22 protein-coding genes are annotated in these 26,647 nt (G+C 44.3%); 9 read left to right on the top strand and 13 right to left on the bottom strand.

The window, feature by feature from the left end; all coding sequences use genetic code 11:
* Positions 1 to 52: 52 nt before the first annotated feature.
* Together L4C34_RS01615 and L4C34_RS01610 are read right to left on the bottom strand one after the other, a co-directional pair.
* The gene (locus tag L4C34_RS01615; RefSeq protein ID WP_428787591.1) at positions 53 to 3,166 is read right to left on the bottom strand and encodes an efflux RND transporter permease subunit; all 3,114 of its coding nucleotides are present in this window, start codon (positions 3,164 to 3,166) and stop codon (positions 53 to 55) included.
* Entirely contained in the window at positions 3,163 to 4,299 is a 1,137-nt protein-coding gene (locus L4C34_RS01610; RefSeq protein WP_428787590.1) for an efflux RND transporter periplasmic adaptor subunit, read from the bottom strand. Before L4C34_RS01610 ends, L4C34_RS01615 begins: the two co-directional genes overlap by 4 nt.
* A gap of 314 nt (positions 4,300 to 4,613) precedes the next feature.
* Between L4C34_RS01610 and L4C34_RS01605 the strand changes: the two genes are divergently transcribed.
* Together L4C34_RS01605 and L4C34_RS01600 are read left to right on the top strand one after the other, a co-directional pair.
* Positions 4,614 to 5,324, top strand: coding sequence for a DUF1007 family protein (locus tag L4C34_RS01605; protein WP_428787589.1), 711 nt, complete (start codon positions 4,614 to 4,616; stop codon positions 5,322 to 5,324).
* A gap of 10 nt (positions 5,325 to 5,334) precedes the next feature.
* Positions 5,335 to 6,351: a nickel/cobalt transporter gene (locus L4C34_RS01600; protein ID WP_428787588.1), complete on the top strand. Its 1,017-nt coding sequence runs from the start codon at positions 5,335 to 5,337 to the stop codon at positions 6,349 to 6,351.
* A 117-nt stretch (positions 6,352 to 6,468) separates the two neighbouring features.
* Here the strand turns inward: L4C34_RS01600 and L4C34_RS01595 are convergent, their stop codons facing one another.
* The 4 genes from L4C34_RS01595 to L4C34_RS01580 all read right to left on the bottom strand — a co-directional run bounded on the left by L4C34_RS01595 (position 6,469) and on the right by L4C34_RS01580 (position 12,177).
* Positions 6,469 to 8,451 (bottom strand): methyl-accepting chemotaxis protein, encoded by a 1,983-nt coding sequence (locus L4C34_RS01595; RefSeq protein WP_428787587.1) that lies wholly within the window; start codon positions 8,449 to 8,451, stop codon positions 6,469 to 6,471.
* A gap of 83 nt (positions 8,452 to 8,534) precedes the next feature.
* On the bottom strand, positions 8,535 to 9,437 hold the full coding sequence (locus L4C34_RS01590; protein ID WP_428787586.1) for a hypothetical protein: 903 nt from the start codon (positions 9,435 to 9,437) through the stop codon (positions 8,535 to 8,537).
* A gap of 273 nt (positions 9,438 to 9,710) precedes the next feature.
* Entirely contained in the window at positions 9,711 to 10,337 is a 627-nt protein-coding gene (locus L4C34_RS01585) for a LysE family translocator (protein ID WP_428787585.1), read from the bottom strand.
* Between the two features lie 463 nt (positions 10,338 to 10,800).
* Positions 10,801 to 12,177, bottom strand: coding sequence for a DUF3137 domain-containing protein (locus L4C34_RS01580; protein WP_428787584.1), 1,377 nt, complete (start codon positions 12,175 to 12,177; stop codon positions 10,801 to 10,803).
* 1,005 nt (positions 12,178 to 13,182) lie between these two features.
* On the opposite strand from L4C34_RS01580, the gene L4C34_RS01575 reads away from it, so the two are divergent.
* Positions 13,183 to 13,965: a siderophore-interacting protein gene (locus L4C34_RS01575; RefSeq protein ID WP_428787583.1), complete on the top strand. Its 783-nt coding sequence runs from the start codon at positions 13,183 to 13,185 to the stop codon at positions 13,963 to 13,965.
* Between the two features lie 111 nt (positions 13,966 to 14,076).
* Here the strand turns inward: L4C34_RS01575 and L4C34_RS01570 are convergent, their stop codons facing one another.
* The 4 genes from L4C34_RS01570 to L4C34_RS01555 form a co-directional block, all read right to left on the bottom strand.
* Entirely contained in the window at positions 14,077 to 14,793 is a 717-nt protein-coding gene (locus L4C34_RS01570; RefSeq protein WP_428787582.1) for a riboflavin synthase subunit alpha, read from the bottom strand.
* 80 nt (positions 14,794 to 14,873) lie between these two features.
* Positions 14,874 to 15,623: an ABC transporter ATP-binding protein gene (locus L4C34_RS01565; RefSeq protein ID WP_428787581.1), complete on the bottom strand. Its 750-nt coding sequence runs from the start codon at positions 15,621 to 15,623 to the stop codon at positions 14,874 to 14,876.
* Positions 15,623 to 16,795 carry a FecCD family ABC transporter permease gene (locus L4C34_RS01560; protein ID WP_428787580.1) on the bottom strand — a complete coding sequence of 391 codons (1,173 nt, stop codon included), beginning with the start codon at positions 16,793 to 16,795 and terminating at the stop codon, positions 15,623 to 15,625. Before L4C34_RS01560 ends, L4C34_RS01565 begins: the two co-directional genes overlap by 1 nt.
* A complete protein-coding gene (locus tag L4C34_RS01555; protein WP_428787579.1) occupies positions 16,792 to 17,979 on the bottom strand; it encodes a TroA family protein in 1,188 nt (395 codons plus the stop codon). The genes L4C34_RS01560 and L4C34_RS01555 overlap by 4 nt, the downstream gene beginning before the upstream one ends.
* A gap of 651 nt (positions 17,980 to 18,630) precedes the next feature.
* Between L4C34_RS01555 and L4C34_RS01550 the strand changes: the two genes are divergently transcribed.
* Together L4C34_RS01550 and L4C34_RS01545 are read left to right on the top strand one after the other, a co-directional pair.
* Complete coding sequence (locus L4C34_RS01550) at positions 18,631 to 19,746, top strand: porin (RefSeq protein ID WP_428787578.1); 1,116 nt, start codon at positions 18,631 to 18,633, stop codon at positions 19,744 to 19,746.
* A gap of 85 nt (positions 19,747 to 19,831) precedes the next feature.
* Positions 19,832 to 20,467, top strand: coding sequence for a DUF2057 family protein (locus L4C34_RS01545; protein ID WP_428787577.1), 636 nt, complete (start codon positions 19,832 to 19,834; stop codon positions 20,465 to 20,467).
* Positions 20,468 to 20,564: 97 nt separating this feature from the next.
* Here the strand turns inward: L4C34_RS01545 and soxR are convergent, their stop codons facing one another.
* Entirely contained in the window at positions 20,565 to 21,014 is a 450-nt protein-coding gene (gene soxR / locus L4C34_RS01540; protein ID WP_428787576.1) for a redox-sensitive transcriptional activator SoxR, read from the bottom strand.
* 111 nt (positions 21,015 to 21,125) lie between these two features.
* Here soxR and L4C34_RS01535 point away from each other — a divergent pair, with 111 nt between their 5' ends.
* Together L4C34_RS01535 and L4C34_RS01530 are read left to right on the top strand one after the other, a co-directional pair.
* Positions 21,126 to 22,001 carry a DMT family transporter gene (locus L4C34_RS01535; protein WP_428787575.1) on the top strand — a complete coding sequence of 292 codons (876 nt, stop codon included), beginning with the start codon at positions 21,126 to 21,128 and terminating at the stop codon, positions 21,999 to 22,001.
* Between the two features lie 48 nt (positions 22,002 to 22,049).
* Positions 22,050 to 22,574: a hypothetical protein gene (locus L4C34_RS01530; protein WP_428787574.1), complete on the top strand. Its 525-nt coding sequence runs from the start codon at positions 22,050 to 22,052 to the stop codon at positions 22,572 to 22,574.
* Positions 22,575 to 22,621: 47 nt separating this feature from the next.
* On the opposite strand, the gene L4C34_RS01525 is transcribed toward L4C34_RS01530, so the two are convergent.
* Positions 22,622 to 23,377, bottom strand: a complete 756-nt coding sequence (locus tag L4C34_RS01525) for a substrate-binding periplasmic protein (RefSeq protein ID WP_428787573.1) — start codon at positions 23,375 to 23,377, stop codon at positions 22,622 to 22,624.
* A gap of 269 nt (positions 23,378 to 23,646) precedes the next feature.
* Here L4C34_RS01525 and L4C34_RS01520 point away from each other — a divergent pair, with 269 nt between their 5' ends.
* A complete protein-coding gene (locus L4C34_RS01520; protein ID WP_428787769.1) occupies positions 23,647 to 25,125 on the top strand; it encodes a DEAD/DEAH box helicase in 1,479 nt (492 codons plus the stop codon).
* Between the two features lie 189 nt (positions 25,126 to 25,314).
* On the opposite strand, the gene L4C34_RS01515 is transcribed toward L4C34_RS01520, so the two are convergent.
* Complete coding sequence (locus L4C34_RS01515) at positions 25,315 to 25,827, bottom strand: NlpC/P60 family protein (protein ID WP_428787572.1); 513 nt, start codon at positions 25,825 to 25,827, stop codon at positions 25,315 to 25,317.
* Positions 25,828 to 26,142: 315 nt separating this feature from the next.
* Between L4C34_RS01515 and L4C34_RS01510 the strand changes: the two genes are divergently transcribed.
* The gene (locus L4C34_RS01510; RefSeq protein WP_428787571.1) at positions 26,143 to 26,643 is read left to right on the top strand and encodes a putative pterin-binding protein; all 501 of its coding nucleotides are present in this window, start codon (positions 26,143 to 26,145) and stop codon (positions 26,641 to 26,643) included.
* Positions 26,644 to 26,647 lie beyond the last annotated feature (4 nt).

Here is a 26,647-nt window from a genome sequence, read left to right as displayed (position 1 = left end):
CAGCAAACATGCTACGGCTTTATTCAGCAAAAAATGCTAACTATTCACTCTATCAAGAGCTTTTCGGCGGGATAATCTCATCAAATTCGACTTCCTCGTCTTCCGATTGCTTACTTGGACGTTTTAACTTTTGCACCATCAAGTAAACACTTGGGACAACAAATAACGGATCGACAATCCCTATCGCCATACCAGAGATAATGATAATTCCTAGAGAGCCCATAGACACCGCGCCCGGACCAGATTCAATCATCAAAGGGACAGCGCCTAGAATCATGGTTAAGGAGGTCATAAGTATTGGCCGTAAACGTGTTTTAGTGGCCAATAAAATGGCCTCTCGTGGGGTTCTTCCTTCCCGTTTCAATTCGTTCGCAAACTCGGTGATCAAGATACCATGTTTACAAATCAACCCGATTAACGTCACCAAGCCTATTTGTGAATACACATTCAAGGTGTAATCACTAAAGTACAGCACCCAAAGCGCGGCAGAGAGCGTGATAGGCAGAGACAGCATCACGACAAACGCATCCACCACACTTTCAAATTGAGCGCTTAATACCATATAAATGAAGATGAGAGCAGCGGCGAACACGAACACCATCTGGTTGTTACTCTGTAGGTATTGCTCTGCGTCATTTATATAATGATAATTAACACCTGACGGCATGATATTTGGCAACATCTGGTTAACGGCTTCTATGCCCTGCCCCATGCTTACCCCATTAGCCAAGCGAACCGACAGTGATGCTGATGTCGCGCGGTCGTATTGCTCAATCGTTCTAGGCCCGACTTCGCTTTTCAGCGTAACGAGCTCGCTTAAAGGAATGAGCTGCCCTGTATTGCTTTTTATCTTAAGCTCTTTGATTGAGTCAGGCGTTAAAATGAAACTCTTCTTCATTTGCACGTAGAGAGAGTAGTTCACGCCTTGATAACTCATATCGTTATCAAAACTTTTGCCACTCAGCGCCACTTTCAATACATCTTGTATATCGCCTAAGGACACGCCGTACTGCGAGGCGGTAACGCGATTGATATTAATGTTGAACTGGTTGCTATCAAAGGTCAGTGCATTTCTGACATGAGAAAACATCGGATTTTTCTCAAGCTCTTGCGCAACCTTAGTCATTTGCTTAGATAACACTGGATAGCTCGATGAGCTGGTCACATTGATATCAATACCACCACTGTTACCCTTGCTACCGCTGCCTGTATCCACTGCCGGAATCACACCAGTAAAGACAAAGTTTCCGCCTTGCCTCAACGCCGTATCTATCTCTCGGCTAATTTGCTCAGCACTTTGCGAACGGTCGTCCCACGGTTTCAGCGTAACAAAGCCACGAATAAAATCGGAGCTCGCCATGATAGCCACATGTGCGATGCCAGGGATTTTGCCCAGTTTATCGTTCATGTTGTCGATCATTTTTTGTTGGGTCGCGTCATCACTGCTGCCAGTTAACGGTTGAAACATAAAGATTGAACCCGAGTCTTCCGCTGGAATTAACTCTGAAGGCGTTTGGGTCAATGGCCAGTAGCTTGTAGCAAATACCACCACGAGTACCAGCAAAGTGGTTTTACGGTAATCAATCGTTGCCGACAGTACGCGATGATAAACATTCGCTAGACCATCTAAGCGATCGTTGATCCAACTTTCGAACCGACCCGCAGGTTTGTGGTTCATCATACGGCTGCTCATCATCGGTGATAGCGTCAGCGCAACGATACCCGAGACAATCACGGTTCCTGCCAAGGTGAAGGCAAATTGTTTGAACAATTGCCCAGTGATGCCATCAACGAGACCAACCGGAATATACACGGCTGCCAGTGTGAGCGTTGTGGCAATGATGGCAAATCCAATCTGGCGACAAGCAATTACGGTCGCTTTGCGCACTGACGAATGATGCTGCAACAAACGGTGCACGTTTTCGGTAACGACGATTGCATCATCCACCACCAGCCCGACGGCGAGCAACATCGCCAGCAAGGTCAACGAGTTAATACTAAACCCCGCTACCTGCATAATAATAAAAGAACACGCCAAGCAGACAGGAATGGTAACCACAGGAATTAACGCAATGCGCAAGCTGCCAAGGAACAACCAAATCACACCCGCAACCAGCAAGACCGCCAAACCAATCGCTAAATACACATCATAGAGAGAGCTAGAAATAAAGTTCGCTTTATCCAGTAAAACAGACGCTGTCATACCGCTTGGTAACTGAATAGTATCCAAAAGTGAATGCACTTGTTCAGACAACACAAGGGCATTTGCCGTCGCGGTATACTGAGGGTTAAGCACGAACAGCATGGCGTTTTTATCGGAGAAATCGATTAAGGGCTTCACATCAGGCGTATTCCCCGGTGAGCCTATGGTGACATCTGCAACATCAGATAAGCGGACAGGCTGCGACTGATAATTGGCAATCACCGTATCTTTGATGCTGTTTAAGCTATCGATAGCTCCATTTGAGATCATCTCATACTGACTATGTGAACCCGCAGTGCTGCCACTGATCGCGGTAATGTCATCTTCATCGCTGACTTTATTAATCACGCTATTGAGATCAAGACCGTAATGCTGAATCTTGTCAGGGTTTAGAGAAATAAGAACCGATTGGCTTGCATCAGGCGCCACACTCACCGAACCCGCGGAAGGCAACTGCTCCAATCTCGGTAGCAGAGTATTAATGCCATATTGACGGAACTCATATTCCGCTTGATTCGGGCCAGGCTTTAAGCCTATCAGCATCGCGGGCATACCTTCGTCATCTGACTTGCTGACTGTAGGATCTAAATCATCAGGTAGCTTGCTTTGAATCGTCGAAATATCGTTGTTAATTTCACTAACCAGTGTATCCACACCAGCGTCATCAACGCCATCGGCGACATCAATCGTAATCGAACCTTTACCGCTGCGAGCTTGAGCAGTCATATGGGCGATGCCTTCCGTGCCAGCAATGGCATCTTGGATCGGAATCAGCACTTCGGTCATCATATTCTGCGCCGCCAACGAAGAATCTTTGGCGGAAATTTGGATTTTGGATTGGGCGATTTGAGGAGTGTATCTGAGCTGCAGCTTCTGGCTGACAATGACTCCAATCAGCACAGGTATCAACCACAATACGGTGCAAAGAACAGGCCTACGCACACAAAGTTCGGTCAGCTTCATCCCTGCGCCTCCTGTGGCCTTTTGCCTTGTTTCGAAGGTGCACCCTTATGGCCTGAAGCCTGAACATGCTGACTATCCTTTGCACCGTTAGCCCTGTTAGCACTGTTGTTCACTTCAACAGGCTCATCAGAATGCAGGAAGTTTTGGCCATTGGTGACCAACTGATCACCGGTTTTTAAGCCAGATAAGATTTGTACGTAACCATCATAATAATTGCCAACCGTTACATCACGCATCACCGCCTTACCTTCTTCCACAACATACGCTTGCGCGCCTTCGAGGCTAGTCAATAGGCTAGCAGTTGGGATGACAACTTGATTGTTCATTTGCTGAGTTTGTTGCACCACTTTCACGTTTTGCCCCGGAGTAAACATCGCGCCTGTCGCTAAGTCCGCTTTTAGCGTGATTAATCCACTGCTTAAATTCGGAGATATATAGGTCACCTTGCCGCTCGCTTGAGAGGCAAGCTCCATTTCAGATTGAACCATGACGGTTTGACCAACGCTGTAGTGAGAACGTTGTGAAGAAGGCAATTGATAGGTCACAGTTAGCTGATTCGGATTATATAAAGTGGCAATATTGCTGCCAGAGTCCAGTACATCACCAACATGGAAGTCAGTAGTGCTGATCACGCCTGAAAATGGTGCTTTAATAGTGAGCTCTGATAGCAGCGCGGTATCTTGCGCCAGCAGAGCAACCGCTTGTTTGTACGCGCTGTAAGCGTCATCATAATCGCTTTGAGAAACCAGCCCTTTCTTCATTAGATTCGCTTGTCTTTGCCATTCATTTTTTGCTTGGGTGAGCTGTGCTTGATCTTGCTCAACTTGAGCGCTCGCCGTACGGCTATCTTGCACAAGCAAAGTTTGTCCGGATGTGACCGTTTCTCCGCCACTGAACTTAATCGCCGTGATTTTATTAGTTTGCAAGCTTTTCAGCACAACGTAATCGCTCGATTCTATCGTGCCGTATCCAGACACCTGATCGGTTAAGTTTTTCGTCGTCACTGGCTGAGTTTCAACTTGGGTACGGCTCATCACCCGTTTGGGTGGTGTTTGCTCCAAATTGAAATAGCCGACGCCAATCGCTGAAACCAGTACTAACGCAGTAACAGAGGCAAGTTTTTTATGTCTCATATAATAAAATCCCGAAAGTTAAGCTGAAAAGGAATGCAGACACGAGCTTATTCCCACTCTATTCTGGCGAAGGATTATCGCACGCTGACAGTTTAAATCTTTCTTATTTACTTTCCTTTACACTCACACGTCCAATGACTGCAAGGATCTCGGTTAAAAATAAGCCACGATCATAAGGCTGCTAACACAGTAAGAAACAGGAATTTGACGTGTTTTTTGCTTTTATATTAACGAAGGATGTAATAACGTAATCGAGCATATTTTTGATAATATTCACCTTTACTCTTCGCTTTCCTCATACAGACTGAAAAATCATGAGAAACTTTTTATCCCGACCGCCCCACTGGCCGCAGCGCAAAGTACGAACACAACTATTTTGCCTATGCGCGCCCGCACTCGCTCTGCTATTTCCTAACGTCAGCCAAGCACACCCTCATTCTTGGGTTGATATGAAAACCTATGTCCAGGGCACAACGGATACCATCACAGGGTTCAAACTGTCTTGGACTTTTGACCCCATGACAACCGCCTACATGTTTGATGGGGAGGACATGTCACCCTCACATAAGAAAGCGACCATGCAAAAAGTGGCCGATTCGGTGATGAAAAACCTGCTCAACAGCCACTACTACACTTACTTCTACGATAAAACGACGCCAATAAAATACCTAGTGGCTGGAAAGGGCAAGCTGACCCAAAATGGACCGAAAGCAACGCTAACCTTTGAGCTACCACTGGCTCATCCAAAGAAAGTAACCAAAGACTCCATCAAACTGCACATCTTTGAGCCAACTTATTACATGGATATGACGTGGGATAAAAGCAGCGATATCACTCTGTCGCCAGAGCTTGCTAAAACATGCTCGACCAAATTAATTCCTGCCAACCCAACTCCCGAGGAAGTCAGCTACGCCATGTCTTTGCCTGCTGAGGCTGATCCAGATAACACGCTCGGGCAATTATTTACCCAGACGGTAGAGTTCCACTGCCATGTAAAACCAGCTTCAACCAAAGCGAATAAGTAGGACCTTGAACATGAACACCTCTAATTTACCTATTCAGCGTCATCAATTTCGCCGCTACGCGAGCGCTGCCGCAGCGCTGATTTTCCTATGCGGCGTGGGCTATATATTATGGCAAGCTTGGCCATTTATTCTTTTGAACAGCATCAAATGGCAGCGTGAGATCAACATGCAGCTGACGGATCTCTTGTATCAAGCGAAAGCGCATAGCGTCACCGCAGGACTTTATTTAGCCGGATTTAGCTTTATCTATGGTGCATTACATTCTGTTGGGCCGGGACATGGAAAAATGATTGTCACCACCTATCTGGCTACGCACCCAACCAAGGTGAAAGTCAGCTTGGTGCTCACTGTATTATCAGCGTTTCTCCAAGCCATAGTGGCCATCGCGTTGGTCAGTATCCTGCTGGTATTTTTTAATTCCACCATGCGAGAAGTCAACAGTGAAGCAAACCATTTCATTAGCTTGAGCTTTTACGCAATGGGAATACTCGGGGCTATCATTGTATTTCGGTGCCTGCGACAAATTTGGCAGCACATGCGAACCAAACCCGTCACTGTCCATCGTTCACATGAGCATGAGCATGAGCATGAGCATGAGCATGAGCATGAGCATGAGCATGACAAAGATGGCCAATGTGGCTGTGGACATCAACACGTAATTGGCGCAGACGCTATCAACCAAGCATCGACCTTACGTGAATACTTAGGGATTATTATTAGCATTGGTATTCGCCCTTGCACCGGTGCGATTATGGCCTTACTGTTTGCGAATATCGTCAGTGCTTACTGGCTTGGCGTGGTCAGCGCATTTTTGATGTCAATTGGCACCGCCTTAACCACATCAACGATCGCACTCATGACCCTCTCGGGCAAAAAAATTGTATCTCGATATCTTGGCGCGAACACGTCACATACAACATCATTTGGTGCGATCGGCTTACAGTTCGTAGGTGGGATAGTATTGGTATTAATGGCGGTCTTATTGCTACAAATTCCAACCTACGGAATGTCACCAATATTGTCGTAAGTCGGGAAATTAGACTCTAAAGTTTGGTAATATTATAGACATTTGCCTCAGAGAAAAGCCTTTCTGAGGCAAGTGATTGATATGCTTTAATAACTAAAACTAAAATGTCACGATTGGCTAATCATCCAACTTAAACTCTGAAACAATCGCTTTAAGTGATTGCGCGTGATTTAACAGCTGACCACTTTCTTCGCGGGAACCTGCAATACTCGTTAAGCTTTGTCTAGAAGACTCGTTGATTTTCACGACATTCTGATTCACTTCTTCCACCGTGGCCACTTGCTGCTCCATTGCTGAAGCGACCAAGCACATCTGCCCATCGATATCAGTGAAGGCTTTATTAATTGCTGCCAGTGATTCTTCAACTTGAGACATTTCAAATACACATGCTTTGGCTTGCTCGTTACTGTCTTCCATCATTTTTTCAGCGCTTTCCGCGGCCTTCTGCAAACCTTCAACGATATCTTGTATTTCGTCAGTCGATTGGTGCGTTTTAGTCGCTAGTTCGCGAACCGCATCGGCAACCACCGCAAAGCCTCGCCCGTGCTCTCCCGCCCTCGCCGCTTCAATTGCAGCATTAAGAGCAAGTAAATTCGTTTGATCGGTAATCGCGTGAATCGCGCTTAAAATCCCTGCCACTCGATTAGATTGCTCAGATAAAGACCGAGTCATTTCCGTTGCCGAGCCAATATTGCCTGCCAGTTTATTTACGTCTTCAAACGTCGACGCCACCGCTTCGTCACCGGACTTCACTGACAGTTCAGCCTCACGCACTGTATTCAGCGTATTCGCGGCATTGCTAGATACCTCCTGGCTGGTAGAGGCCATTTCATTGATTGCGACGGCGGCTTGATCTGTCTCTTGCTGCTGAACAGTCACGCTTTGCTCACACTGAGTCATCTCGCTTGATACCCGTTCGGATGATGTGTGCAAAGAAACGGTAGTACTGGCTAATTGCTCGATAATAGATTGCAGTTTTTCCAAAAATAGGTTGAATTGCCCGCCAAGTTGCGCCACTTCATCCTTACCTTGAACATCGAGCCGACTTCGAATATCACCCTCACCAGACGCCATATCCGTCATGGTTTTTAGCATTTCAGAAAGAGGCTTAGTAATTTGAATCGCTAGAATACTAATGGTCACAGCAGACAACACCACCAATATAACAGTTGAAATCATATTGGATTGGTTGACATTATCGACGCTGTCAACCGACTGCTCACCGCTCTCTTCTAGGGTTTGCCAAATATTGTCTTGCAAGCCCAATAACGCATTCAAAGTACTGGTGATATCAACCTCTAATCGCTCTTTGGTTATTTTCTTATTTTGATGAAACTTATCCCGCACGCTGGCAAACTCTTGACTCAATTCTTTCAGTAACTTCCCTGTGTGATCCATCGGACCATCGAACTCAGAATCTTCAATCTCATCTTGCAAGTCTTCATAGAGGCTTTGCGCGGAGTCTATTTCAAACTCAAACCGCTCATAGTCTTTTTCTTGCTGAGACATAATAAAAACTTGCATAAAAGAACGCGCATTCATGACCGCAAAGGACATCTCGCTAGCGGTGGTTCTTATTTCATCCAACTCATTAATCTCTGCGAGATCCTGAATATCCGTAATTTCTTGGATAATTGACGGGGTAATATAGTTAATAAGATTGGCCGTGATCGCCATAATTGATTGTTTATTTGGAACCAGCTCACCAATAAATACATCATTAACTTGCTGGTTCAAAGAAGCGGCTTGCTCAAAACTGTCTAAGTCAGATCTCGCAATACCTGTAATTTCGCCGATGCTATCAGTGATAGATTTCAGCTCCGTTAAGCGAGTGTTGTAACTATCAATCACTGCTTGCTCACCTGACTGCAAAAACTGATAGATCAATATCTGCCGCTCTAAGGTATTTTGCAAAATGGCCGAGGCGATTTTCACTTCTTTCGCATACACTTCTGTCGTCAATGTGGTGGTGCTTTTTACCTCAGAAAGATTAAAGAAGGTGTTGATATTGATCCCGACCATCAATAACAAGATCGCTACTGGGATCAAGGCTATTTTCACCTTTAAGGACAAGCTGTTTAACCACACACTTAGTTTCATTCACCCATCCTCCCTAATATAAAATAGCCTTGTTGAGCTTTTAATACGTTCAAAGCTGAAATGCGTTTAAAGCCTAAATACGTTTAAAGCTTAGCCAACAATTGCTCCAAGTGTGTTCGATACAAATCCATTTGCGCAAATACGTCTGAAGGTGTTTTCCCTGACATTTCAGCAATCGATGCTCTTGGCTCGTGGATACCCAATTTTACTTTCACAAAGTGCAACTCAGTTAATTGCATATTTGTACAGTCGTATACATCCGATGGTTTGATATCACCACTTGGAACTTTAGGCACTTTCAGAGCTTGAACATCCAATTTCCTCTGAACTTTTTTCAAAAGAGTTAAGCCTTTAAAACAATTTACCAATACATCACTTGGTTTTTTACCGCTAACAGCGGCAGCTGAACCAGTGAAATTAACCGATTTATTCTTGCCAATTAACGCGAGCTCTTCTTCCATCGCTTTCACGTTTCTAAATACTTCACTAGGGCTCAGTTGGCCAACGAGGGGATCAAGCATGTAAGACAGCTGCCACATATTGCGATAGACGTGAGAAGGGGTTTTCTTAACCGCTGGCGTAGGTTCGGCAATCTTATCGGCAATGCCAAGTTTAACTTTCACAGCGTCCAAACCTGAAATAACGGTCTCTGTGCAACCATAAACCTGATCGGGGGTCACTTTCTGAAACGGAAGGCTTGGAATCGTACTTTCAGGAACACCAACTTTTGCTTGCAATCGAGTAACCTTTTCAACCACCTCGATACATTTACCGAACACATGCGCGGGCGACTTTTTCTTCTGCACACCTACTTTTTTGGTGGTGGCTGCAGCCCCTTCCTTTTTTAGGATTAAATTGACTTCAGCCATGGCCCGCTCTGTCTGCGTAAATACATCCGACGGAGTGTAGGCGATTGCGTTACTACTACTGAACGCTAAAGTAATAAGCCCTATTGGTGTGAGTTTTCGACAGAATCCTAGTAACATATTGATTTTCCTTGTTATAACAACAGCCTCATTATTAGCGCATCCAAAAACTTTTCACGCGTTCTAATAAGATATAGACAAGGATGTACATATCAACAAGCTAGAATTGATAAGAATACCAATAGCCAGACGGGTACAAATAATTACTCAAGTCGGGATAAATGAGAGATAAATGAGAGATAAATGAGAGATAAATGAGAGATAAATGAGAGATAAATGAGAGATAAATTTTAGCGTGTTTGAGGGGAGAGCATGCCCCTCCCCATAACAAAGTTACCCAACGGCTAGCCAAATCGCAACGCCAATCATCAAGCTTCCTGCAATTCGGTTCACCAAAGAAACATTACCTTGGCGCTGTAGCTTTTGGCTTAGAAAACGCCCGCCCGTGGCATACATCAGCAAACAAGCAAATTCTAGTGATAGCATAATACTAATCAAACTCGCCGCCTGCGCAGCAATGTGCTCGCTACTATGGATAAAAGGAGGTAAAAGAGCGATAAAAAAAGCCCAACCTTTGGGGTTAGTTGTCGCGGTTACAAATCCTTGCAGAGCTAATTCTAGCCGAGATTTACTCATACTCGCTGAGTCATCTAAAGATAGCGCCATTTTTCCTTTAGAGCGCCACAGCTGGATCCCCAAATAAAACAAATACGCGCCGCCAGCGAGTTTAATCACCGTAAATATCATCGGATACAACAACATAATCGCTGCCACGCCCGACAAAGCGGCGATAGCCACCAAACCGACTCCCAATAACTCACCGATGATCATCCAAAGCGTCCGGCGCACACCGATAGACATCCCTAAAGTCATCGATAAAGTCATACACATTCCAGGAGTGATAGAAACGAAGAAAAATGTCGGGATAAATACCCATAATGTTGCGGAACTGACGAACATAACGCGATTACCAAAATCTATTGCTAAGAGCTAAGCCAGAAGCCCATATCAATGCATGATAGGACCCATAAAAAGCTATAGTAACGAGTGGATGATTACGACTCAAGCCTAGATCTCAACAACTACATAAACAGACAGCTTATCACCACTGCAGCGCACGATTATAGCTAGCAGGTGGATGAGGACAAAAAAGAGGGAAAACGAGAAATGAATAACTTAAAAAAATAATGCGGAGAAATATGGACGTTCCTCCGCAAAAAATCAGAAACACCAACAAAGTGTTCACAGGACTTGAATGAATTTATATCGGCTATCGCCTTAATTCAATCTCTTTCTCTATTCACACTGGTGAAATTTGTAAACAAATAAGACATATGTTGCGGGAACAAAAATACTTCAATCAACAATAAGTCATGTTTATTTTACTCAGCTGCAGAATCACTCCGATTTGCTCTTCGTCTTCCTAAACAATTTTCCCATTCGCCAGTATCAATTCATTTGCGACAACCAAGGCTGATTGCAACCTGTCCAGCTCTTTATGGCGCTCAATTTCCTTATAAAATTTCTTCGCCTGTCTAAGATCGCTATTACTTTTAATACCTAAAAAGTTGCTACTCGATGCAATACATAAATAGCCTTGCCGTAATTCAACCGTTACCCCTGTGACTAAGTGGTCTAGTGCCTGTAACGCACTCATCACTTGTGGAGTAAGTAGCTCAGCGGCAAACGATTGGTTAAATGCAGAGACGGAATAGATATTATTAAATTTCTCGGAATTAGACTGATAGATTCTATCAGTCAGAAGAAGCTCTCCGCTTGCATCTACGCAAATTTCCTGTTGATTTGCGAATGCCAAAGCAATGCCATACCGCTTGAGGTTATCTGTCACCGTTTTGGTTCGCATTCTTCCATAATCATCTTTCTCAGCACGTTTCTGCTTCTTGTTGTAGCTGAACTCATATAATAAATACTCGAAGCTATTTTGAGCTTCTGAATACTTCCCCTTATATAATGGCTTGATTTTCCTCTCATTATCGCCACAACTAAATTCCATGAAATTATTTTTGTAGAATTCAGATAGCTCCCATACTGGCGTTGCCATCTTTTGTAAACCATTTTGAAAAATAGTACTTAAGAAAAACATTTGGGCCGAAATTTTAGATCGCCAATTATTTTTAGATTTCAGAACGAGCCACAAAATGCCCCCACTGACTAAAAGCGTTATAGAAAATGCAAATTGTGATCCAAAATCAAAGGCTCCAAAGGAAATGGGGGTATCTACATGGGAATGATGGTAAGAATGATGGTAAGAATGATGGTAAGAATGATGGTAAGAATGATGGTAAGAATCGTCTTGATGAGAACCCTGTGCAAGGATTATCACTATAATGAAACTTATCAATTTACTCAGGCAAAGGAATAATGTCCAATAAAACACATTCCATGTTGATGAGTTTAAGAAGCATATAGCAAGCAACGTTGCAGTCGCAGCGAGGCTGGACCAAAAGAACAATCTAGACGTTGTGCGCTCCCAATTGAAGCATAAAATGACCGTTGCTAGGACTAGCGGAAACCAGTATGTCGAATCGTCTACGACATAGTGCGCTAGAGTATTCGCCGTTACTGTACGATCGCGCAATACGATCAATACAAATGCCACAAGCCCCAGCATGAGCAGTGACCACTTAATGCTCCCCAATAGTGGGGTTTTATAATCCAATTTGCCTTTATGTGAATCGATATTGACCAAAATATTCGTCAGATCTCGTTGGGTTTCCGCTGAGTCAACCTCGTCACGGATACGCTGGATATTTTGGTGGACCTGTTGATTGTGATTCATTTCCCTTGCTGCTCAATTCGCTACCTTCAATGGCGGCAAATGTAGCATAAGATATTGGTTGCATTCTCACTGAATGACTAGGCAAAATGACTGAATTATCAGTGAACCTACCATTCACAGATCCTCAGATAGAAGAAACCCCACAGCCAGCAACTGACCATGGGGTATTTTTCTTACTTGCAGCTATCCTGCTACTAAAGTGCTCCCTGCATCTAATCCTTGATAGTAGGCTGATTCCTTCAGCTCAATCCTTACATCGCCTTCCTAGCGGTGTCCTTCGCTTCCATAGCAAGTTAGTCATCCTGACTAACATCTCCATTTCATCCTGAAATGTTATCCATTTTCGTCCTGATAGGCGTCGGCTCATCCTTAGAGCTATCCTTCAGCCTCAACTTGTCACCATCCTAGTGTTAAGCTTCCAGCTTATCGTCCTAGCTATCCATAAAACCATTCAATCCTTTTGAATAATTCACCCTTCATATAGAAGGTGGCTAATCCGTCGCCTTGTCCGCTTCCTGTGGACACCTCTAAGATTACCCACTTCATCATTTTGTTCAATACAGTCAAAAAATAAATTAATGGCCGAACTAAACAAAAACCAATGAAATCATTTAAAAACAACGCGTTAAATATTAACACCACTAAAAACAGCGTCAAAGGTAACATTAAATCTTACAGACATGTAAGATATCTCGCACAAAATCACAGGCATTTATATCCTTAACCTAGCCATGACAGACACCATTTCTCACAAGAACCCATGTCTAGATCAATAAAACCGCCAACCAAAATATAGAATATCTATGCAAACCATTCACATTTAATCATGACATACGAATATGTGGCCCATTCAACACCGTTTGAGTGAGCAATGAGAAGAAAAGGAATCAACAAACTACCGTTCCGTTCCAAATGTAAATTTAGTTAAAGACACTTTCCTCATTTTAGGAAAGCTGATAGCATGAACACGAATGAGAACGATTATCAAAAAAAGAATATAATAGTATGAGCAAAGTTAATTTTAAATCCGTTGTCGTGACTAATACGGAAACCATTACACCAAATATGCAGCGAATTACCCTAGAAGCGGAATCACTTAAACAATTCGATTTAGACTGCGAAGGTAACTATATTAAGCTGCTGTTCTCCCAATCCGGAGAAACCGACCTTAGCCAACTGCAAGACAATGAGCGCCCAGTGATGCGTACCTATACGATTCGCCGCTTCCTGCCTCAGCAGAATCAAATAGAGCTTGATGTCGTACGCCATATTACGCAAGACCAGCACTGCGGATTCGCCGCACGTTGGGCAGCTTCAGTAAAAACGGGGGATACAATTAATATCTCTGGTCCAGGTAACATTGTAAGCATGAAGCTCGAAGCTGATTGGTTTTTTATGGCTGCAGACATGACATCCTTGCCCGCCCTTTCGGCCAAAATTCGTAAACTACCGCAAGATGCGAGCGGTTACGCCGTCATTAAAGTGCTCAGCGAAGAAGACATTCAACTACTACAACAGCCTAAGAATATGGAAGTGATTTGGGTGACAGACGATACTCCATTAGCGGACAAGGTGAAAACATTACCTTGGCAGGCTGGTGAGGTCTCCGTTTGGTGTGCGTGTGAATTTGATGATATGCGACAGCTGCGTCAATATTTCCGTAACGAGCAAGAAGTGACGAGAGACAACATCTATATCAGTAGCTACTGGAAACAAGGCGTCACAGAAGATGGGCACAAAGTGATTAAACGCCAAGACGCGCAGCAACAAGAATCCGTGACACAGTAAGCATCACGGCCATACTTGCAAATTAAAACGATCATTGAAGTTAAGTAATTTGCCTCATCAATGAGGCAAATTACTTAGGAATAGCGCGTTAACTCCGCTCGGTCGGAGCAGTTAGCGGTTTTTTGGCAAGTTCTGTTGAGTACCTTGAGCGAGACTATCTAAGCTTGCACCGTTATCTTTAAGAAACTGTTCAAATAGCGGCAGCAAAGGGCCAAGGCTTTCATTGATGGTGTCACGCACAGTATCAACCACCACTTGGGTTCCCCTTTCAATCTCAATATTGACGCTATCCCCTGCGACTTTATGCTCAAAGGTGGTCATTCGGCGGGTTTCAGGGATCAGCCAAACCTCGAACCAACCTTGCTCTTTGTTCACATCTGCGACGGTTAGACTCGCGCCATTGATAGCAATGTATCCTTTCGAAAACACATAACGTTTCCAATCATCGGTAAGAGAAAAACGAATACAGTAATTGTCGTCAATCTGATTAACCGCGACTAATTCTGTTTTAAAATCAACGTGGCCAGATAGAGGGTGGCCTCCGATTTCTGCGCCATCTTTCGCAGCGCGTTCAACATTAATACTGGAGCCTTGCTCATATTCACTCAACGTTGTGATCATTAGGCTCTTTAGCATAATATCAAAGGTCACTCGCGACGATGAAACTAGCTCAGTAACCGTTAAACACACACCATCTACCGCCACACTTGCGCCGATTTCGAGATCTTGACAAAAGCCTTCGTCAAACTGAATCTCAAACGTGCGGATGCCCGAGTCATCCTTAATGCTCTCTATTTTTGCAACTGACTGAATAATACCTGTGAACACGTGAATCCCTCTATCCATATTTGTATTGGCATAATAACACGATGCCCCAGCAGACCAACGCTGATTGAGCCTGTGTCTCTTTAAGACGGGCGAGTCACGACAACCGGGTATTCATCAAGCTGTATGATCTGCGAGTTCACGTTGAACAAGTGCTTGATCAATTGCTCATCAATAATTTGTGTCGGCTGTCCATAAGTAAACAAACGCCCATCATGTAGAGCAGCCACTTTATCAGAATACTGAATCGCGAGGTTGAGATCGTGCACAACCATCAATGCGCAGGCGGAATGACGCTTGGTGTAAGCTTTAACGTATTCCAACAGCTTAAGCTGATTATTCATATCAAGCGCGGCTGTTGGTTCGTCCAAAATTAATACTTTAGGCTTATTGATAACAGCTTGAGCTAACCCAACCATCTGGCTTTCTCCACCAGATAGCTCAGTACATATTTTATTAGCAAGATGAAGAATTCCGATGCTATCGAGCAAAGATAATGCTTTTTCGGCGCTGTTCGCTTGAGTAAATAACGAACTCACTCCCACATGCATAGTCGTTATCAACAGTTCAACGACGGTAATACTGGCACTAATGCGGTGATCTTGCGGCAAATAACCCACATCATCTAGCGAAAGAGGCTGGCCTGCTAATGTGATGAGATTAGGATCTAAACGAATCAGCTTGGTCATCTGTTTGAGGACCGTTGATTTGCCTGCGCCATTTTTCCCGATCAGAGAAACCATTTCTCCTGGAGGAATATCAGGGATAGATAAATCATCCAATACCCGATGTCCTGAAAAAGACACCGACAAATTATTTATTTTCAACGCCATCAGAACCTCCCGCCTTTTTTCACAATCAAGAAGATAAAGAAGGGGATCCCCACCATCGACATCACAACTGTCAAAGGAAGAATAATACCCGGCATAATGGACTTACTTGCGATTGAAGCGAGCTCTAGTAATACCGCGCCAAGCAAAAATGAGGCGGGTAAGAAAAAGCGCTGATCTTCACCAAGAATCATACGAGCAATATGCGGCGCGACTAAACCAACAAAACCCACCGCGCCAACAAAGGCCACCGACAGAGAAGTGATCACCGACACCAAAAGCAACGTTTTGATTCGAAGACGTTTCACATTGATCCCCATCGACTCTGCACGCTCTTGACCAATCTTAAGCGATGATAACTTCCACGAATCTTTCATCATGATAGCTAGTACAATCGGTAACAAAATCGCTAATATTGCAATTTTATCCCAGCTTCCCCGATCAAGAGAACCCATGTGCCAAAACACTAAAGTTTGCAATTGAGTCTCGGTCGCAATGTACTGCATCATCGTTAGCAAGCTGTCGTAAGCAAACATAATCGCGACACCAAACAGCATGACACCTTCAATTGAAATGCGCTTAATCGCCGATACGCCCGCAATCATAAAGGTGGTGAGCAAGCACATAATAAAGGCCATTGCCGCCACTTGGTATTGCACCGGAATAAACGAAACTGAAACAATGTTGGTGATAACCAAAGAAGCGCCGAAGCCAGCCGCTGCCGACACCCCGAAAGTGTATGGGTCGGCCAATGGATTATTCAGTGTAGTTTGCATTTGCGCGCCAGACAGCGCCAATGCGCCGCCCACTAAAGGTGCCATTAGAGACATCGGCATCCGAATATCCCAAATAATGATGCGGCTGGCCACATCACTGGTACTTGGATGGAAAATACCATTTAACACCTGTGACAGCGTTAAGCCTTGAGAGCCAATCAAAATATCCGCAACAACAAACACTAGACTCAGTACAAAAAAGATCCCAAGTGCGACCTTTTTTTTCCGTGTTCGAGCTCGATGCAGGCTCAATGCCTGCATCATTTCTTGTCCAGCTATCGATGTATTGGAAATCGATGTGTTTGAAGCCGATGGGTTTGAAACCGATGGGTTTGAAACCGATGGGTTTGAAACCGAAGCTGCCGTCGCGGCTTCTGGCAAGTAAAGAGCATCACTCACAGCTGCATTGCCTTGAAGTTATTTTGACCGAAGATTCCCGACGCATCGCGATCCGCGAACCGCTTATTCATCTCTTCAAAGGTCTTCTCTGGGTTGAGAGATTTAAATAACTCAGGATGAATCCATTTCGCAAAGTATTCCATCGCGACCAAGTTATATGGTGAGTTATAAAACGGCATATAAATCGAATACACGTCATGATCTTGATAACCTTTAACGGCTTTCAACCACGGGCGGTTCATTAACGAACTGGTTGCCTTCGCAATAGCTGCATCATTAAGCGGTGCATACCCAAAAGGAATGCCTGCTGTCGCATTGCCTTTTTTGTCTATCCAGCCTGTCGTTTGCATGATGTATACATCAGGCTGCGCGATGATGACGCTTTCAGGTGACATTTTTCCAGTGACTGCACCTTTGAGTGGCTTCTCCGCAATGTTGGTTGCATGCAAGAATGGGATGTATGCGCCCATGTTGCCAGAGGCAAACGTATTACAGCACGAACCGTCATACCCTGCTGCACGCTCAATAAAGACTTTTTTATTCAGCTCTTTGGTCGATAAAGTTGCCAACGTATCCTTAATCATTTGCACGTGTTGCTGATAATACTTAGCGAACGCCTGTCCTTCAGCTTTATACCCTAGCGCTGTCGCTAAGCTGGTTACAGATTTTACTGTGTTCTTGACGGGCTTTTCACGAAAGTCGATCGCGAGCACTTTGATGCCCGCTTCATCTAACTTTTTCAGCAGACCTTTTTCTTCCGCCAACTTGATATTGGAAAGATCAACAACAAACAAGTCAGGCTTATTTTTCATATTGATAAAACGCTCGGCGTCAAATTCACCCGATTTAATTTTACCAATCTTCAGCACATTCTTAAGCTGTGGGTAGTCTTTTATGTAGCTGGCATACATGCTCGGCGCAGAGACACGCATATCATCGCGCCACGCGACCAAATGATCTGCCGCTTTCTTCTGATACATAATTTCTAAAAGAGGAAAGACCCGCCCAGTCGACAAAGCGATATTCTGCGGCTGATGTTCTAAGGTAATGGTTCTCCCTGCAACATCGGTCACCGTAACTGGATACGTGTCAGCCATTGCTGAAGAAGAAAAGACAACAAGAGAAAGCAGAGCATAAGCGGCAAGAGAAATGCGCGCAGAGATTAATTTTTTTATTCCTGACATATCGAACTACAAACAATAAGCAAAATAACAATGATAACGATTATCATTATGTATCTAGATTTTTGCAACCCTATTTTTGCCTGGATATCACTTCGATAACAACAGGATCACCTCACGCCATTCAATCCAAATGATACTAATTGCATACATATTTTTTCACCAACCCCTTATTAAGGCTCACCTTTCGTACAGCACAAGCCCACATTAAGTAGAGTAAAAGTGAGCCAATCACCGCAATATATTGATCTGAGTCGCAAAATTATGTGCCGTAAAGGTTAACAGAATGAAAAGATAATGATCCCTGCAAATCCTTACCAGACAGAGGTATTCACCAAAACAATTCATTCCTGTAGATTAAAATTGCATATTTATATTTTATATTTAAATTTTATTGCATTTCAGACAAAACAAACAAATAAGATAAATACCCACTAAAAATCAACATGTTAAATTGAAATAAACAATAATTCATAATAACTATATTTACCCGCACAGCCTATTCGCCATCATTTGACAGAGTAAAACTTATTGAGCAGTCTGACTTTCGAATTAACCTGGTGATGACATCAAACCGACAAGAGTGTGAGTTTTCATCAAATAACAGGGAACCGGACAAGGAATTCCCAAAATAAGAAAAGGCAGTGGATTATTATGAAAAGAACGCTTATTGCACTAGCAGTACTTGCGGCCGCAGGTAGCGCAAACGCAGCACAGATCTATGGTTCAGATACATCTAAAGTATCTATGAAGGGTGAGATCGATTCTTACTTATCGACTTTTAAGCAAGACACCAGCGCAACAGCCGATACTAAACGCAGTCCAGACGTGGACATGTGGGCTAAGATCCAAATCGACGCCGAGCACCAATTGAATGACAAGTTTACGGCATTTGGCTCTTTTGAAATCGAGTCTAGCTCAGGTTACGATCTAACAGCTGACAGTGACTTCGATGCCGTATTTGATGACCTTTATGCTGGTGTAAAAACAGACACTTGGGGTGTTGCAATCGGTGAGCATGGCGATTGGGGCGACTCAATGGATGCTACAGAAAAAGACGATATCACCAACGAAGGTTACTACCTAGGTAATGCTGGCGGCCACCATACTGAATCATCTGGCCATGGCATCAGCTACAAATACTACGGTATTGATGGCCTAACTTATATTGCCGATATCACGACTGATCAAACAGATGGCGTCGACCCAACATACGGTACCTCTTTAGACTATACAATGGGCAACTACAGCGTCGGTGCGTCTTTCCAAGCTGGTGATCAAGCGACGGGTATAACTGGAGTTACTGGTACATATGCAGCGACAGACTACTACAAAGGTGGTATTTCTGCCTCAGCGACATTTGGTGGTTTCTACGCAGCAGCAACCTATGTGGCCTACGAAGGCGTTAACGGCTTTGGTTTCTTCGACGCAGCTACAGCAGGGACAGCCCCTACTGTCACTGGGGCTGATTTTTACGAAGGTAATTCTTACGGCCTAGCAGCATCTTATACTATTGATAAGGTTCGCTTGTATTCAACTTATGCAGTAATGTCTAACGACAAAGTAACCGCTGTGACAAGTACTACCAGCGCAACAACTGACGTAAACGATGCCGATGTGTCCAACTGGGTGCTAGGTACTGACTACACCATCTCTGACAACTTGCTTGTCTTTGCCGAATATCAAACTTCTACTGCTGAGTCTGGATTCACAAAGACTGTCGACTATGACGCATATTCTGTCATTCTTGGGTCGTACTACACATTCTAATTACTCTAAATTGTCCATAATTTAGTTTATATTCAAAGCCAACTTATTCGTTGGCTTTTCTTGTACTTTAGTTTGGGAGAACTGTATGACGTTTAAGCGTGTATTTGTGGCATGCCTCTTAGCCTTGATGTCAGGGTTTGCATCGGCGGCGACCCTTAAAGCCAATTCAGGTATTGAAATCGCGGTACTAAACGGTGAGAAAGTGGCAAGTAAGACTGCGCTTCTTCAACCGGGTGATAACCAACTTGTGCTGGAGTTTGGCACCCGATTACAAAAAGGGGCTCAGCGCGAATATCTAAGCACCGCGCCTTACGTGGTGGTGATTCGAAGTGAAGGGCAGCAGGAAATTGAAGTTAACGCTATTTCTCAGCAATATGGAAAAATCAAATCACTCTCTGACAACAATCAGCCAATGTTTGTCTTCACCAGCCAAGGTAAAGAGATTCTAAGTAAACAATTTGTTTTACCCGCACCGGCAGGCGCTTTCCCCTATCAAAATGTATTAGCCGTCATCACCGCCTACAACAAGAAAAATGGCTTAGTGTTTGAATCTGGAAAAATCCGCGAGCTAAAAAAAGAAGTTGAGCAAGCCTCCGGTAAGAAATCCGTGACGGGTGAAACTGAGAATGTATTGCAACTGAAACTTTGGTATAGCCGCGCATCAAATGCAGAGCGTTCACAATTCAACCAGTGGATTTTGCAACAGGCTAAACAAAGTTAAATTAAACTTAGCTAAGCTAAGCTAAGCTAAGCTAGATTAAACCAAGCTAAGTAAATTTCAGCCAAGCAGAGCTCGAATACTCCGACGCAGCGTGTATTTAATCGATACTCACAAACGCGCGCTGCGGCCCCTGCCCGTTTTCACTCAATTTATCGTCGGGGTTAAACAACTGGCACGATTTCATACTTAAACAGCCGCAACCAATACAGCCAGTCAAATTGTCTCTAAGCTCTTGAGTTTTTCTTATTCGCGCATCCAGATCTTTTTGCCACTTATTCGCGACTCTTTGCCAGTCTCGCTTCGTTGCATTGCGATTCATTGGCAAACCCTCTAGCTCTCGCATGATCTCTTCCAACGTAAAACCCACCGATTGAGCCACCTGAATCAAAGCCACTCGTCTCAACGTTGAAGGGTGGTAGCGACGCTGATTACCTTGAGTGCGAATAGACGCTATTAGGTTTTTGGTCTCGTAAAAGCGCAGCGCCGATTGGGCGACGCCGCTTCTCACAGCCAATTCACCAATGGTTAAAAATACTTTCCCCACCATAATTTCTCTTCCAATAAAGCCATTGACTTAAAGTTAACTTCAACTTTTATACTGCGCTTCGCTTATGAATTCAAGCACACAATATTCTTTCATTCAATTTGGCAATCATCTATGTTGAGAAACGTACTTACTTTAATTTCCGTTGGCCTCATATGGGGATCACAATTTATCGTCATGCACTCGGCACTCGCCGAGTTCTCACCACTTTGGGTCGGGACAATTCGCTCTATTATTGGCGCTCTATCATTAGTGGTCATCTGCCGCACTCTAAAGCTCTCTGGTAGCATGAGTCAATGGCGGCTCTTTGCCTTAATCGGCTTATTAGAAGGCGCAATCCCATTCGTGCTCATTCCTTGGGGCCAACAGCATTTAGCCAGCTCCATCGCCGCTATATTGATGGGAACCATGCCTTTCTACGCAACACTCTTAGCCCCCATATTAATCAAAGGGGCTCGAATTGCGGCGAATCAGTGGCTAAGTGTGACGATTGGGTTTGTTGGTCTATTGGTCTTGTTCTATCCGAAATTGTCGCAAGGTGTCGGCGATATCGACATCCTCAGCTCATTGGCGATTGTTGTTGCAGCCACCTGCTTTGCTTTGGCTCTATTGCTACTTTCCCGAGTGAAAGCCGAACACCCGATCGTCGTGGCGCGTAATTCGCTGATTGCATCAAGTGTGTTACTTATCGTCGTGAGCCCTATTCTTAGCGCGCCACCTCACTGGCACACCATATCAACCGATGGAGGCTTATCATTACTTTACCTCGGCGTTGTATGCGCTGGCGTGGTCGATTATCTATATATGTTGCTATTAAAAAATGCGGGGGCTGTCTTCGCCTCAATGGCCAATTACATTGTGCCCGCGGTTGGCGTCATCATTGGGGCTGCCATTAATCATGAAGTGATCCGCACAACGACTTGGGCAGCGTTATTGATCATCTTATCGGCACTGGCAGTGAACCAACTATTAGCAAAAAAGCCTACATAAATTGCGCTAAACTCATGACTAAGTTCCGCAGTCAATCGTGAGTGAAATATGTACTTCGGTGTCAGCAAAAATATCGGCCGTGAGCTTAAACCTTGCTTCGGATTTCACGAATTCAATCGCCCTCAAACTAAAAAAATGCGGGCGTTTGAAACATTTTTAGAAGATTGCCAACAAGATTTATTCACCTGTATGAAGTTGTATTGCGCATCCAATGGCGACGACATTGATGAGTTAATCAAAAATAAAGTGGATTTCGATCAGCACTACGATCACTTAACCCGCTACTCTATCCTGCGAGACAAGCTAATCGATACTCACCAACATATCGAGATCTACATAAAAGGTGACACGGTCAAACTAGGCTACGACAAAAAAATAAATAAATGGCTCTGTAATGTATTCGATTACACCGAGAACCTATGCCCTGCGAGCGTGTCATGTCAAGTAATGAAGGCAAAAAGAAATACGACACTTTCTCGCTATCAGAAAGATTTTGAGTCACTCATGGCCGTGCTCATGACTTCATTTCTTATCATTCTCACACTGGTGATTGTCAGGCATTTTTTAAAATAATGACTGCGAAGTGATAGGATTACGTGTCGCTGGGGGGAGTGAGGTTATCATCTAAAGTAATCCTCAACGATGCTTTGGTAAGTGCCGTCTTGCTTCATTTCCTGAATCGCTCCATCAAACTTATCCCTCACATCAATGAGCCCGTTTTTTTTCGAAAAAGCAATGTAGCTCGGGGTTGACTGAATGGCTGGCTCCAGCGCAACAACCTTAGAAGACACACCCATTGATTTAGCGACCCACAATGCACCAAACAAATTGTTCACCCAAAGATCCACTCTTCCTTGCTGGAGCATCTTTACACACTGCTGAGCTGAGCGAGTTTGGTATATTTTTGTCAGTACTTTGTCCTTAACCGCCCTATCAAACTTAGCCCCATAGCTGATGTCGATAACGACGCAAAACGAATATTGCTTAAGAGACGCCATATCTCCTTGATACTTAATCGTGTTCCCTTTCTTCATGAAAAAAGACACCGCCTGATCAAATAGAACTTGATCAATATAATCGGCAAATTGAGTTCGTTCGTGAGTCTTAAACACAGTGTAGATTGCGTCTGCATTACCCGTTTCTACGTAGCGGATGGCACGCGCCCAAGGTAATATCTCAATCGTAATGGGCTGATTGATCCGTGTGAAGGCTTCTTTCACAACCCGAGTCGCTACTCCCTCCACGTGATCGCCTTTACTATACACATAAGGGGGGTACTCTAACGTCACTAAACGTAATGGTCGTGCACTTGCGTCATCGATCAACAGGCTAAAAACCACACTTAATAGAAGCAAGCTTTGACAACCTTTCAGCATATCTGTCGCCCCTCCTTTATCTAATTTGAAGCCAATCCTCTATTTTAACTATAGCTTCCATCACGATATTTCGATTCTCCGTGTGTCACTCCATCGGACAGATTAAAATCATAAAATATATATGCGCCGTTTACTTGCTTGAGTTAACCTCATAAAAGCGGCAGAATACGCGCCTTTGTTTGCTTGCGATGCGAATACTGCCTTATGATATAGGCACCACTATTTTCCCGCCTGTTGAATACAACATTACCCAACCGAGAGTCATCAATATGAGTTTTTCCCACTTGGGGCTATCTGCTCCCATTTTAAAAGCCGTGACAGAGCAAGGCTACGACACCCCAACTCCGATTCAGGAGGGTGCGATCCCTGCGGTCATTGAGGGACAAGACGTGATGGCTGCGGCGCAGACAGGTACGGGCAAAACAGCAGGCTTTACGCTACCGATACTAGAAAAACTCAGTTCTGGGCAAAGAGCAAAGAGCAACCATGTGCGCGCGCTCATCCTCACCCCGACCCGTGAATTAGCGGCACAGATCCAAGACAATGTCGCTAAATACAGCAAGTATTTACCACTCACGTCACACGTGGTCTTCGGTGGTGTAAAAATCAACCCGCAGATGATGAACCTGCGCAAAGGCAGCGACATTTTAGTGGCGACGCCTGGCCGATTGATGGATTTGCATCAACAAAATGCCGTGAAATTTTCTCAAGTAGAAATATTGGTGCTAGATGAAGCCGACCGCATGCTCGATATGGGTTTCATTCGCGATATTCGCAAGATACTCAATTTGCTTCCTCGCCAACGACAAAATCTACTGTTCTCGGCGACTTTCTCTCCTGATATTGTCGAGCTTGCCAAAGGCTTGGTCAATAACCCTGTTGAGATTTCAGTGAACCCGACGAACTCGACAGCAAAAACCGTTGAACAAAGTATTTACCCAGCTGACCAACGTAAAAAAGCACCAATGCTGGCGAAACTCATCCAAGAAGGCAATTGGCACCAAGTGCTGGTTTTTTGCCGCACGAAACATGGCGCTAACCGCTTGGCGCAATACCTAAATGATCAAGATATTACCGCGGCTGCAATCCATGGCAACAAGAGCCAAGGGGCACGTACCCGAGCATTAGCCGAGTTTAAGTCGAATGATATTCGTGTGTTGGTTGCTACCGACATCGCAGCTCGTGGTATCGATATTCCGCAACTACCTCAAGTTGTCAACTTTGATTTGCCGAATGTTGCAGAAGACTACGTACACCGAATTGGGCGCACCGGCCGTGCTGGAGAAGTAGGTAAAGCCTTTTCATTAGTGTGTGCCGACGAAGCGGCTGAATTATTTGCGATCGAAAGGTTAATTCAGCAAGTGCTAGACAGGCGTGAACTTGAAGGCTACCCAGTGACTAACACTCTACCTGAGTCTAGACTCGACTCTCGCCCAATGAAGCCGAAAAAAGCGAAGAAACCGAAAAAGCACAACCATGCAGATGGTCAGCGCTCGTCAGATAATGCCCGTGGACACAAGCCAGTCGGTAAAAACCGTCGCCACATCAACAATGGCAACAATACTAGCGGTAATAGTAACGGCAGTAATAGTGGTAATAACGAGGCAAGCTCAACGACACGTAAGCCAGCCAGGCGTAAACCTCAACAAACAAGCGGACAGAACAACACATCTGGTGATAAAGCAAGCCAAAATCCAGCCTCTCGTCGGCCTCGTCGTCCATCAAACAAGCCAGTATCTCGCGACTAATATCAGTCGAAGATAAATAACGCACCTGTTCGAAAGCTACCCGTCTTGCCGTGGTAGCTTTCTTCTTTTCTCTGCTTTAACCCAGAACTAAAACACTCTTCAGTTTAAAGTGAACTTTCGTCAGCTTCGCTCTCAACGGGACTAAGCAGTTAATCAAGAAAAAGATTCCCCCCTTATCCTGCACTATCGCTACTTCAATACTCGGCGAGATTTCCAGTAATGATCTTTCCAATACACATTGTTTAAACTGGAAATCATCACACCTTTACTTGTCGAGGCATGTAAGAATCTATGTCTATCAAGATAGATCCCCACATGGTGACTAAAGAACCCCGTTTTAAAGAACACGAGATCCCCAGGCCTTAAATGTGACTTAGACACAGAGAAGCCCTGTTCGGATTGTTCTTCAGCCGTTCTATTCAACCGAACACCAAATTGACTGTGAAATGTCGTGCGAGTAAAGCCTGAACAATCGATCCCAGAATGCGAATAACCACCATATTGATACCTCACTCCTTTCCAGTGAGAGTATTGAGCGTATAAACGATGCAATACTTGCGATTGATTGTAATGCTTAAGAGGCGGGGTAGCCCTATGATGATTGGTCTTGTGATGGTGCGATACTGAATACTGATGGGGAGGTGACGAAGCACAAGCACTCAACAGCAGAGCAATGACAATTAAACCTATCTTTTTAAACATTCGTACTCTCACTTCTATCCAATTGAACACCAGCGACCCTCTACTCACATTAATTCAACTAACCGTGATTCAACTAACCGTCATTCAAATAACAGTAGCTCAACACCGCCGCGATTTGGCGTGCATTGTGACGGAAGAAGCAGAAGATGTGTTCTGCTCAGGTAAAACCTCACTCGTCATACTTCCGATAACGTCTAAGGCACGACCCCCTCAGTTACGTTCACAAAATAGAGGGCTCCTTGGAGCCTTGGCAAAATACACCTTTATCGGAACTTGCATATATACTTAGTGAAAACTTACGTGAGGGCCGTGGCTATGACTAAACTACTCGCATGCTTCATCAGCAGTTTTATACTCGCCTTGCCAGTGTCCGCCGAACAGCTTCCGGCCCCCTCTGGCGAGCCAATTCTATGGGTATCAGGCAACATCGCGCATTCAAACAGTGATAAAGGCGTCGAGCTAGACCAAGCTATGGTCGATAAACTAACCAATCACACTGTTTCGACAAACAATCACGTGGTATCAAAAGTCGCCGACTACCAAGGGCCAAAACTAGAGAGTGTATTGAGCTTAGTGGGAGCCCGTGGTTCAGATGTAAAAATTGTAGCTTGGGACGATTACGTGGTCACTATACCTATCGAAACGATTAAAAAGTACGGCGTTTTGCTAGCGACACATGAAAACGGCGTTAGGATGACACTCGATGACAAAGGTCCGTTCTTTGTCGTATTCCCGTTTAGCCAATATGCGGAGTTGAGAAATGACTTGTATTACAACCTTTCAGTATGGCAAGTAAGAGATATTATCGTTAAGTAACCGT

It is taken from the genome of Vibrio profundum (genome assembly GCF_050337555.1).
GTDB classification, from domain to species: domain Bacteria; phylum Pseudomonadota; class Gammaproteobacteria; order Enterobacterales; family Vibrionaceae; genus Vibrio; species Vibrio profundum.
This window is presented reverse-complemented; position numbering and strand designations above follow the sequence as displayed.